Source organism: Pseudomonas sp. NBRC 111127 (genome assembly GCF_001320345.1).
GTDB classification, from domain to species: Bacteria; Pseudomonadota; Gammaproteobacteria; order Pseudomonadales; family Pseudomonadaceae; genus Aquipseudomonas; species Aquipseudomonas juntendi.
The window spans coordinates 1-10796 of the sequence record NZ_BCBD01000184.1; the positions used below are offsets into that span (position 1 = coordinate 1).

Annotated in this window: 9 protein-coding genes; 6 read left to right on the plus strand and 3 right to left on the minus strand. The window is 64.3% G+C overall.

Features of this window, described 5'->3' with window-relative positions:
- Positions 1-631 (minus strand): 2-oxoadipate dioxygenase/decarboxylase family protein (locus APH30_RS23755; protein WP_156326638.1); only part of this gene is annotated, 631 nt, incomplete at its 3' end.
- 180 nt (positions 632-811) lie between these two features.
- Positions 812-1702 carry a LysR family transcriptional regulator gene (locus APH30_RS23760; protein WP_009682137.1) on the minus strand — a complete coding sequence of 297 codons (891 nt, stop codon included), beginning with the start codon at positions 1700-1702 and terminating at the stop codon, positions 812-814.
- 136 nt (positions 1703-1838) lie between these two features.
- On the opposite strand from APH30_RS23760, the gene APH30_RS23765 reads away from it, so the two are divergent.
- Together APH30_RS23765 and APH30_RS23770 are read left to right on the plus strand one after the other, a co-directional pair.
- A complete protein-coding gene (locus APH30_RS23765; protein WP_009682136.1) occupies positions 1839-3329 on the plus strand; it encodes an aldehyde dehydrogenase family protein in 1491 nt (496 codons plus the stop codon).
- A 166-nt stretch (positions 3330-3495) separates the two neighbouring features.
- Entirely contained in the window at positions 3496-4782 is a 1287-nt protein-coding gene (locus tag APH30_RS23770; RefSeq protein WP_054913943.1) for an FAD-binding oxidoreductase, read from the plus strand.
- Between the two features lie 194 nt (positions 4783-4976).
- Here the strand turns inward: APH30_RS23770 and APH30_RS23775 are convergent, their stop codons facing one another.
- A complete protein-coding gene (locus APH30_RS23775; RefSeq protein ID WP_054913944.1) occupies positions 4977-6404 on the minus strand; it encodes a mechanosensitive ion channel family protein in 1428 nt (475 codons plus the stop codon).
- Positions 6405-6693: 289 nt separating this feature from the next.
- On the opposite strand from APH30_RS23775, the gene ycaC reads away from it, so the two are divergent.
- From ycaC to APH30_RS23795, 4 genes are all read left to right on the plus strand, one after another.
- Entirely contained in the window at positions 6694-7323 is a 630-nt protein-coding gene (ycaC, locus tag APH30_RS23780) for an isochorismate family cysteine hydrolase YcaC (RefSeq protein ID WP_009681621.1), read from the plus strand.
- Positions 7324-7437: 114 nt separating this feature from the next.
- Positions 7438-7746 carry a hypothetical protein gene (locus tag APH30_RS23785; RefSeq protein WP_009681622.1) on the plus strand — a complete coding sequence of 103 codons (309 nt, stop codon included), beginning with the start codon at positions 7438-7440 and terminating at the stop codon, positions 7744-7746.
- A 37-nt stretch (positions 7747-7783) separates the two neighbouring features.
- A complete protein-coding gene (locus tag APH30_RS23790; RefSeq protein ID WP_029886932.1) occupies positions 7784-8602 on the plus strand; it encodes an alpha/beta fold hydrolase in 819 nt (272 codons plus the stop codon).
- 387 nt (positions 8603-8989) lie between these two features.
- Positions 8990-10796, plus strand: a 1807-nt coding sequence (locus APH30_RS23795; RefSeq protein WP_054913945.1) for an amidohydrolase, incomplete at its 3' end; no start/stop codon positions are given.

Sequence of the window (10796 nt, forward strand, 5' to 3'; positions counted from 1 at the left end):
GGTGCTGATCGTGCAACTGCTGATATTGCTCGGCGGTGACGGTGGCGTCCTGGTGCCAGCGGAAGGTGTGCAGGGCCTCCTGCACGAATGCGGCGGCATCGGTGGCATTCAAGCCGCCGTCGCGCTCGCACTGGGCGATCAGTTCGAGGGCGCGCGGGGTGAAGATCTGGCGCTTGGCCAGGATGCTCTGGGCCAGTTCGCGCAGTTGCGGGTTGTCGATCAGTTCCAGGCGCAGCAGCGAGGTGAACACCCGGAACGGGCTGATGTGCAGGGACTGCTCGTGTACCGCGCGGAAGGCGGTGGAGTGCACCGGCACACCGGCAGAGCTAAGGTCGTAGTACCCAACCGGCTGCATGCCCATCACCGCGAACAGGCGGGCGATGGTAGCCAGTTCTGCGGCGGTGCCAACCCGGATGGCGCCATGCCGCTCGTGGTCCAGGCGCTCGATTTCGCCGGTCCAGCGCAGGGCCTCGGCAACGTCGGGCTGCTGGGCCATGACCTGCTGGTTGATTTCGCTCACCAGCTCCAGCAGCGTGCCGTACAGCGGCACTTCCTGTTTGTACATGAGCGACATGGCGGCAGAAAACTGCGCGCGAATGCTGTCGGGGCTGACGAAATCGTGGGCGGGCATCGCTAGCTTCCTGGTTAGGTTCGGACGCTTACATGAAAGCTGGGAATGCACCTTGCTCACAAGCGAAAAAAAGTGAGTGTGTCATTCCTTTTTTGATCGACCTCAAGGGCCATTGGGGCTGCTTTGCAGCCCATCGCGACACAAGGCCGCTCCTACAGGTCGAGGTGCGGCCCGGCAACCTCAAACCTGCAACTGCTCGCCGATCCACTCCACCAACGCCCGTACCTTGGGCACCTCCGCCGCATGCTCGGCATACGCCAGGTAATGCGCCCCGGCACTGCGCATGGCGTGATCCCATGGCACCACCAGGCTGCCGTCGGCCAGCTCCTTGGCTGCCAGGTAGCGCGGCACCAGTGCTACCCCGCAGCCTGTCTGCGCGGCGCTCAATGCCATATAGAAGGTATCGAAGCGCGGCCCGTGGTAGGCGTTGACGCTTTGCAGGTCCTGCTCCAGGAACCACTCGTGCCAGGCCTCGGGGCGCGAGGTACTCTGCAACAGTACCAACTCGGCCAGCTGTTCGGCGCCCGCCAACTCACGCCCGGCCAGCAGCTCCGGCGCACACACCGGCACCACTTCTTCGCCGAACAGCGCCACGCAGGTGGCACCCGGCCAGGTGCCCTGACCATAGAAGAACACCACATCCGCCGAACCTTGCAGCAGGGCGAACGGCTCCATCTCGTTGCGGATATCCAGGTGGATATTGCTGTGCCGTTTGCCAAAGCCCTTGAGGTGCGGGATCAGCCAGCGCACGCCAAAACTCGGTTGAGTGGCGACCTTCAGTATCTCGGTCTGCTCGCCATACGTGAGCACGTAGCGGCTGGACATATCCACCTGGGTAAGGATCTTGTTGACCTCGGCCAGGTACAGGCTGCCGGCCGGGGTCAGTTGCAGGCGCCGGCGAATGCGCAGGAACAGGTGATGGCGCAGCATGTCCTCCAGCTGCGCCACCTGCTTGCTGACCGCGCTCTGGGTCAGGTGCAGCTCTTCAGCGGCACGGGTAAAACTCAAATGGCGGGCTGCAGCTTCAAAGCACTGCAGGGCGGTCATGGAGGGCACCAGGCGTTTGGACATAGCGGTCTCTGCGATACGGATCATTACCTGGTGGAATGATATGCGGAATAAAGGTCGTTTGTTGTACCTATGTGATCGGATTAATACTGATCCACATCATTTTTCCACCCCATCACCCGATGTAGGAGAAGCACAAATGGTTGCTGGATTGCTCGAGCGCCTTGGCGTTGCCGCCGAGGCTTACACCCAGGGCGATTACCCTGTTCACACGCCGATCGACGGCAGCCAGATCGCCTCGGTGAAACTGCTCGGCAAGGCCGAGACCACCGCCTGCATCGACCAGGCCCAGAGCGCTTTCGAAGCCTGGCGCAGCGTACCGGCACCACGCCGCGGCGAGCTGGTGCGTCTGTTTGGCGAAGTGCTGCGTGCGCACAAGGCCGACCTCGGCGAGCTGGTCTCGATCGAAGCCGGCAAGATCACCCAGGAAGGCCTGGGTGAAGTTCAGGAAATGATCGACATCTGCGACTTCGCCGTGGGACTGTCGCGCCAGCTGTACGGCCTGACCATCGCTTCCGAGCGCCCAGGGCACCACATGCGTGAAACCTGGCACCCGCTGGGGGTGGTCGGCGTGATCAGCGCCTTCAACTTCCCGGTGGCGGTGTGGGCCTGGAACACCGCACTGGCCCTGGTGGCCGGCAACTCCGTGGTATGGAAGCCGTCCGAGAAAACCCCGCTGACCGCCCTGGCGTGCCAGGCACTGTTCGAAAAAGCCCTGAAAGCCTTTGGTGACGCCCCGGCGGGCCTGGCGCAGCTGGTCATCGGTGGCCGTGAAGCCGGTGAAGCCTTGGTCGACGACCCGCGTGTGCCGCTGGTCAGCGCCACCGGCAGCACCCGCATGGGGCGCGAAGTCGGCCCACGTGTGGCTGCACGCTTCGGCCGCAGCATCCTTGAGCTGGGCGGCAACAACGCCATGATCCTGGCCCCTAGCGCCGACCTCGACCTGGCCGTGCGCGGCATCCTGTTCTCGGCGGTCGGTACCGCCGGCCAGCGCTGCACCACCCTGCGCCGCCTGATCGTGCACCGCTCGATCAAGGACGAAGTGGTTGCCCGGGTCAAAGCTGCCTACGGCAAAGTCCGCATTGGCGACCCGCGCAAGGACAACCTGGTTGGCCCGTTGATCGACAAGCTGTCGTTCGACGCCATGCAGGGCGCCCTGGCCAAGGCCCGCGACGAAGGCGGCCAGGTATTCGGTGGTGAGCGTCAGCTGGCCGAGCAGTACCCGAATGCCTACTACGTGTCGCCAGCCATCGCTGAAATGCCGGCGCAAAGCGACGTGGTCCGCCACGAAACCTTCGCCCCGATCCTCTACGTACTGGCCTACGACGACTTCGAAGAGGCCCTGCGCCTGAACAACGAAGTGCCACAAGGCCTGTCGTCGTGCATCTTCACCACCGACCTGCGTGAGGCCGAACGTTTCCAGAGCGCTGCGGGTAGTGATTGCGGCATTGCCAACGTCAACATCGGCACCAGCGGTGCCGAGATCGGCGGTGCATTCGGTGGCGAGAAAGAGACCGGTGGTGGCCGGGAATCCGGTTCGGATGCCTGGAAGGGCTACATGCGCCGCCAGACCAACACTGTGAACTACTCGCGCGAGCTGCCGCTGGCACAGGGTATCGTGTTCGACTGATCGGTTGATGCTGCATGGCCGGGGGCTTTGCCCCCGGTTCGCGGGTGAACCCGCTCCTACGGGCACTGCACAGCTTTTCGAACCTGTGCAGCCCCTGTAGGAGCGGGTTTACCCGCGAATGGGCTGCAAGGCAGCCCCAACAAGAACAAATTGCTGGAGCCGGGCCATGTCCGAACTGCGTCAACAATGCTTGTGGGAATTCGTCAGCACACCGAGCGTGGCCGCCCAGGCCCTGGCCGGTGAGCACAAGGCCGATGTGTGCGTGATCGGTGGCGGCATTACCGGCCTGTCGGCGGCCATTCACCTGCTCGAGCAGGGCAAGTCGGTGACCCTGCTGGAGGCCTGGAAGGTCGGCCACGGGGGCTCCGGGCGCAACGTCGGGTTGGTCAATGCCGGTACCTGGATCCGCCCCGACGACGTCGAGGCGACCCTTGGCCAGAAGCAGGGCAGCCGCCTGAACCAGGTGCTGGGTGAAGCCCCGGCTGAAGTGTTCGCAATGATCGAGCGCCTGGGCATCGACTGCCAGGCCCAGCACAAAGGCACGCTGCACATGGCGCACAACGCCACCGGCATTGCCGACCTCGAAGCCCGCCACGGGCAGTGGCGCCGTCGCGGTGCCGACGTGGAGCTGCTGACCGGCGCGCAGTGCCAGGAATACTGTGGCACCGACAAGATTTCCGCCGCGTTGCTCGACCGCCGCGCCGGCACCATCAACCCCATGGGCTACACCCAGGGCCTGGCTGCGGCCGTGGTGCGCCTGGGTGGCCAGCTGTTCCAGCAGTCGGCTGTCGAAGGTCTGGCGCGCGAGGGCGGCGCCTGGCGGGTCAAGACGGCCCGTGGCTCGGTACGGGCCGACAAGGTGGTGATTTCCACCGGCGCCTACACCGAAGGCGACTGGAGCAACCTGCAGAAGCAGTTCTTCCGCGGTTATTACTACCAGGTCGCCTCCAAGCCGCTGCAAGGCGCTGAGGCCGACAAGGTACTGCCGCACGGCCAGGGCTCATGGGACACCCGCACCGTGCTCAGCAGTATCCGCCGTGACGACCAGGGCCGCCTGTTGCTCGGCAGCCTGGGCCGGGTCGACAACAAACCCGCCTGGTTCGTGCGCAGCTGGGCCGACCGCATTCAAAGCCATTACTACCCGGGCCTGGGCAAGGTCGAGTGGGAAATGCACTGGACCGGTTGCATCGACTTCACCCCCGACCACCTGATGCGCCTGTTCGAGCCGGCGCCGGGGCTGGTGGCGGTGACCGGCTATAACGGGCGTGGGAATACCACCGGCACCGTGATTGGCCGGGCGTTTGCCGAGTTCCTGCTCAAGGGTGAGGCCGGCAGCCTGCCGATTCCGTTCTCGCCAATGAGTGGCGTGAGCGCGCCATCGCTGCGCACCGCGTTCTATGAGTCCGGGTTCTCGCTGTACCACGCGGGGCAATGCCTGAGGGTTGTGTTGTAAGCACTGGCCCTATCGCCGGCAAGCCAGCTCCCACAGGGATTGCATCAGGGCTGACAGGTGGTTGCCACAGGCATTGAAGAAACAGCGGCTACCTTTGCCAGAAACCATAGAATCTCCCACAGGTACTGCATAAGCCCTGAGGCCTGTGCGGTCAATGTGGGAGCTGGCTTGCCGGCGATAGGGCCAGTACAGGCTTACTTGTGCAGCCAGCTGAGGAAGCCGCCCTTCTTGATCAGGGCCGGCTTCTGCAGCAACAACGACTCCCGGCTCTGGCGCCGGAACCGCTGCAACTTGCTCAGCGCCGTCTGCACATCGCCACGTTGCGCCAGGCAACTTTTCACCTGCTCTTTGTCGATGCGGTACAGCACGCAGCTGGTCAGTGTACGGAACTCGGCCAGTGACTCCTCTTCGTCGATGATCCCCTCGACCCCCAGCACCTCGCCCGGCCCCATGCGCCCGGCCTCCAGCAGCTTGTCGCCATCGCGCACAGAGGCCGACACCACGCCGCTGCCAATCACCAGCAAATGCTCGGAATGCGCGCCTACCTCCAGGATCACCTGATCCGCCAGGTACTCCACCGCCGTCATGCGCTGGCTCAATGCGTCACGCTCTTCAGCGCTTAGCGAACGGAACACCCGCACCTCGTCCAGCACTTCGCGCTGGCGGCTGCGTGGCGGCATGGCCAGGTCGACGTTCCACATTACCCCGCTCGCCTCCAGGTGGCGGTGCGCCAGGTCGAACAACTGGTTGCGCGCCGCTGTCTTGCCGCCCATGTCGGCAATGAACCCGCTGGCCTCGTACTCCACCGACTCCAGTGTCGAGGCCTTGACCGACACCTTGGGCGCAGGTGAAGCAAGGATCGCGCTGGTACCCTGCAGGGCTTTTTCCAGTGCGTCGAACACCCGCCTGGGCCGCACTTTGGCCGGCACTACCACGTTGATCGACACCCCATGCACATCCGCCGGCCTGCTGTGGTTGAGCAGGCGCGCCTTGGCCGCCACCGAATTGGGGATCACCGCCAGGCTACCTGTGCCCGTGAGCAGGCGCGTGGCCCGCCAGTCGATATCCAGCACCTTGCCTTCGGTGCCGTCGATCGCGATCGAATCGCCAATCTGGTAGGGCCGCGTGGTGTTCAGCACGATGCCGCTGAACACGTCGGCCAGCGTGCTCTGTAACGCCAGGCCTATGACGATGGCCATCACGCCCGAGGTGGCCAGCAGGCCCTTGACTGGCAGCTGCAGCACATAGCCTGCGGCCGCGACTACCGCGGCAAGGAAGATCAGCGCCCCCAGCACGTCCTGCAGCAAGCGCCCGCCGTGGCTACCCCGCGCTACCAGCAACAGGCCGAACACCACGGTGACCGTGCGCGCGCCAAACAGCCACCAGCCGATGGCCAATACCGTGGCCATCAAGTTGCGCGGCACATCGTCGGGCCAGGGCGGTGGCTGCAGCGGGCTCATGCCGGCGGCCACCAGCACCGCGCTGAACAACAGGAAAAGCACCAGCCGCATACCGATGCGCCAGGCCCGGTGCTGGAGGGGGATCAACTGCCAGATTACGAGGTCGAGCAGGATCAGGGCAGTACCGAGCAGCAACGGGGACGACTGGATGAACGCCAGCATGGTGGTCTCGGGAGTGAGGGGAGGGCTGTGGGTAGTAATAGAGCAGGTTGGCCGGGCAGGCAATGGGCGCCTGCGTGCGGGTAAACCCGCCCTGAGCGAGATGCGGTCCCTGTGGGAGCGGGCAAGCCCGCGAAGAGGCCAGCAAATCCAGCGCCAACCTATCGTTCCCAAAATAGAACGCTAAAGCCAAAAACCGCTATCTACCGCTCCAAAGGTGACGGTTTTAATCTTCTCCCATCAACGCGAAACACCCAACTTGCTGAACTTCAAACCCTATGGAGCCACGACCATGACCAACTTCAAATACAACCGCCTGAACAAAGACGATGCCGCCGTACTGCTGGTCGACCACCAGGCTGGCCTACTGTCGCTGGTGCGCGACATCGAGCCGGATGCCTTCAAGAACAACGTACTGGCCCTGGCTGACCTGGCCAAGTTCTTCAACCTGCCGACCATCCTCACCACCAGCTTCGAACAAGGCCCCAACGGCCCGCTGGTCCCGGAACTGAAAGCCCTGTTCCCGGACGCGCCGTACATCGCCCGCCCAGGCCAGATCAACGCCTGGGATAACGAAGACTTCGTGAAGGCGGTGAAGGCCACCGGCAAGAAGCAGCTGATCATCGCCGGCGTGGTCACCGAAGTGTGCGTAGCCTTCCCGGCGCTGGCCGCCCTGGAAGAAGAGTTCGACGTGTTCGTGGTTACCGATGCCTCCGGCACCTTCAACGCCATGACCCGCGACGCCGCCCATGACCGCATGAGCCGCGCTGGCGCCCAGTTGATGACCTGGTTCGGGGTTGCCTGCGAGCTGCACCGCGACTGGCGCAACGACATTGAAGGCCTGGCCGCGCTGTGCTCCAACCATATCCCGGACTACCGCAACCTCATGACCAGCTACAACGCCTTCAACGCCAACAAGTAAGCCGCAGCCGCGGGCACCCTCAGCCGGTGCCCGCGCAGGGCAGCACACTTATCCAATCCAGCGCCCGTTGGCCGTTGCACAGTGGCTGTGGGCAAGCTCACCCAAGGAACGCCGATGAACACCGCACTCCAAGACAACCGCGAAGTGGTGACCGTATGCCTGCAGCACCAGGTGCTCGATAGCACGCCGGGTACCTCGGCCGCGCAACCGCCGCGCTGGAAGCAGGCGCTGCTAACCTACTTGGTGATCTGCCCGATGACCATGGTCGTGCCGCAACTGCTGGCGCCGCTGTTTGCCCGCTTCCCGCAACTGGGTGGCGCGATCACCGGCAACCTGATCGTCAACCTGTTCGTCATTCTGCCCGTGGTGTTCTACATCATGCCTTGGGTGACCCGTCGCTGCGCCAACTGGCTGCGCGGCTGAGCCAGCCCCTGACCTCGATAATCCAGGAGATACCGCTATGAGCACGTTCGTTACCCGCGATGGTACTTCGATCTACTTCAAGGACTGGGGCACCGGCAAGCCCGTGCTGTTCAGCCACGGCTGGCCGCTGAATGCCGACATGTGGGACACGCAGATGGAGTTCCTGGCCAGCCGCGGTTACCGCGCCATTGCCTTCGACCGCCGCGGTTTCGGGCGCTCGAGCCAGCCATGGAACGGCTACGACTACGACACCTTCGCTGATGACATCGCCCAGCTGATCGAACACCTCGACCTGCGTGAGGTGACCCTGGTGGGCTTCTCCATGGGCGGCGGTGACGTAAGCCGCTACATCGGTCGCTACGGCACCGAGCGGGTCGCCGGGCTGGTGCTGCTGGGCGCCGTTACGCCGGTGTTCGGCAAGCGTGACGACAACCCCGAGGGTGTCGACCTGTCGGTGTTCGAAGGTATCGTGGCTGGCCTGCGTGCCGACCGGGCGCAGTTCATCGCTGATTTCGCCGCGCCGTTCTACGGCATCAACCATGGGCAGCAGGTATCCCAGGGCGTGCAGACGCAGACCTTGAACATAGCGCTGATGGCGTCGCTCAAGGCCACCCTGGATTGTGTGACGGCGTTCTCCGAAACCGACTTCCGGTCGGACATGGCCAAGGTCGATGTACCGACGTTGGTGATTCATGGCGATGACGACCAGATCGTGCCGTTCGAGACTACCGGCAAGCAGGCGGCGGCGCAGATTCGTGGGGCTGAGCTGAAGGTGTACGCCGGCGCGCCGCATGGGTTTGCCGTGACTCATGCGCAGCAGCTGAATGAGGACCTGCTGGCGTTCTTGAGTCGCTGAACAAGCCGGGGCCGCTTTGCGGCCCCAACCGCCGGCAAGCCCACAGGGGCTGTTCAGGGCTCAGAAGCTGTGAAGCCCTTGTGGGCGCTGGCTTGCCGGCGATGGGGCCAGCCCTGGCAACACAAAACTTGATCAGGGTTAACCTTCAACAGCCCCACCGCACATCCATCCAAGCCTTGCCCCTGTATCGGGCGGCATGCTCTGCAGTCGCGCCTGCCGCCGCCGCGCCCAGAGACGGAGAACACCATGCCCCAGGACCGCCACGACAAGACTCGTCGCCAGTTCCTCGCCAGCAGCACCGTACTGGGTGCTGCCGGCGCACTCTGGTCTGCATTGCCCTTCACCGGCGCCGCCGGTTCCGCTCACGCATCCACCCAAGGAGGTTCCATGACCGCCGACCTGATTCTGTTCAACGGCAAGCTGCACACCGTTGACCGCGAAAAGCCCACTGCCACCGCCGTCGCCATCAAGGACGGCCGTTTCATCGCCGTGGGCAACGACGCCGAGGCCATGGCCCACAAGGGCGCCAGCACGCAAATCGTCGACCTCAAGCAGCGTACGGTCATCCCCGGCCTGAACGACTCGCACCTGCACCTGATCCGCGGCGGCCTGAACTACAACCTGGAGCTGCGCTGGGAAGGCGTGCCGTCGGTGGCCGATGCCCTGCGCATGCTCAAGGACCAGGCTGCGCGCACGCCTACCCCGCAGTGGGTGCGTGTGGTGGGTGGCTGGAACGAGTTCCAGTTCGCTGAAAAACGCATGCCGACCCTGGAAGAAATCAACCAGGCTGCACCCGATACGCCGGTGTTCCTGTTGCACCTCTACGACCGCGCCTTGCTCAACCGTGCCGCACTCAAGGCTGTCGGCTACGACAAGAGCACCCCGAACCCGCCGGGTGGCGAAATCCAGCGTGACAAGTTCGGCAACCCGACGGGCATGCTGATTGCCCGCCCGAACGCGATGATCCTCTACGCCACCCTGGCCAAAGGGCCGAAGCTGCCGCTGGAGTATCAGGTCAACTCGACCCGCCAGTTCATGCGTGAGCTGAACCGCCTGGGCCTGACCAGTGCCATCGACGCTGGCGGCGGCTACCAGAACTTCCCCGACGACTACTCGGTGATCCAGGAGCTGGCCGACAACAACCAGCTGACAGTGCGCATTGCCTACAACCTGTTCACCCAGAAGCCGAAGGAAGAACTGGACGACTTCAGGAAGTGGACATCCAGCGTCAAGCTGCACAGCGGTACCGACTTCCTGCGCCACAACGGCGCTGGTGAAATGCTGGTGTTCTCCGCCGCCGACTTCGAGGACTTCCTCGAGCCGCGCCCGGACCTGCCGCAGACCATGGAAGAAGAGCTGGAGCCGGTGGTGCGCCACCTGGTCGAGCAGCGCTGGCCGTTCCGCCTGCATGCCACCTACAACGAATCGATCACGCGCATGCTCGACGTGTTCGAGAAGGTCAACCGCGATATCCCGTTCAATGGCCTGCCGTGGTTCTTCGACCACGCCGAAACCATCACCCCGCAGAACATCGAGCGCGTGCGTGCGCTGGGCGGCGGCATCGCCATCCAGGACCGCATGGCCTTCCAAGGCGAGTACTTCGTCGACCGCTATGGCGCCAAGGCTGCCGAGCAGACCCCGCCGATCAAACGCATGCTCGAGATGGGCGTGCCGGTCGGCGCGGGCACCGACGCTACCCGCGTGTCCAGCTACAACCCCTGGACCTCGCTGTACTGGCTGGTCAGCGGCAAGACCGTTGGCGGCATGGAGCTGTACAAGGAAGGCCTGGACCGCGAGACCGCGCTGCAGCTGTTCACCCAGGGCAGTGCCTGGTTCTCCAGCGAGCAGGGCAAGAAGGGCCAGATCAAGGTAGGCCAGCTGGCCGACCTGGCGGCCTTGTCGCTGGACTTCTTCAGCGTCGAGGAAGAGGCGATCAAGGGCATCGAGTCGGTGCTGACCATTGTCGATGGCAAGGTCGTGTACGGTGCCGGCGAATTCGACCGCCTCGGCCCACCGCAGGTGCCGGTGCTGCCGGAGTGGTCTCCAGTAGCCAAGGTGCCGGGGCACTGGCGCGTGGGTACGCCGTCGCTGGCGGCAGCCGTGCACCAGTGTTCGGGGCCGTGCGGGGTGCATGCGCACAGCCATGACAAGGCGCGCAAATCGAGTGTGCCGGTCAATGACTTCCAGGGGTTCT

Bases quoted from the DNA above. Each gene is read 5' to 3' on its own strand.
- APH30_RS23760 (WP_009682137.1), bottom strand. From the start codon at position 1,702: ATGTCCAAACGCCTGGTGCCCTCCATGACCGCCCTGCAGTGCTTTGAA.
- APH30_RS23765 (WP_009682136.1), top strand. From the start codon at position 1,839: ATGGTTGCTGGATTGCTCGAGCGCCTTGGCGTTGCCGCCGAGGCTTAC.
- APH30_RS23770 (WP_054913943.1), top strand. From the start codon at position 3,496: ATGTCCGAACTGCGTCAACAATGCTTGTGGGAATTCGTCAGCACACCG.
- APH30_RS23775 (WP_054913944.1), bottom strand. From the start codon at position 6,404: ATGCTGGCGTTCATCCAGTCGTCCCCGTTGCTGCTCGGTACTGCCCTG.
- ycaC (WP_009681621.1), top strand. From the start codon at position 6,694: ATGACCAACTTCAAATACAACCGCCTGAACAAAGACGATGCCGCCGTA.
- APH30_RS23785 (WP_009681622.1), top strand. From the start codon at position 7,438: ATGAACACCGCACTCCAAGACAACCGCGAAGTGGTGACCGTATGCCTG.
- APH30_RS23790 (WP_029886932.1), top strand. From the start codon at position 7,784: ATGAGCACGTTCGTTACCCGCGATGGTACTTCGATCTACTTCAAGGAC.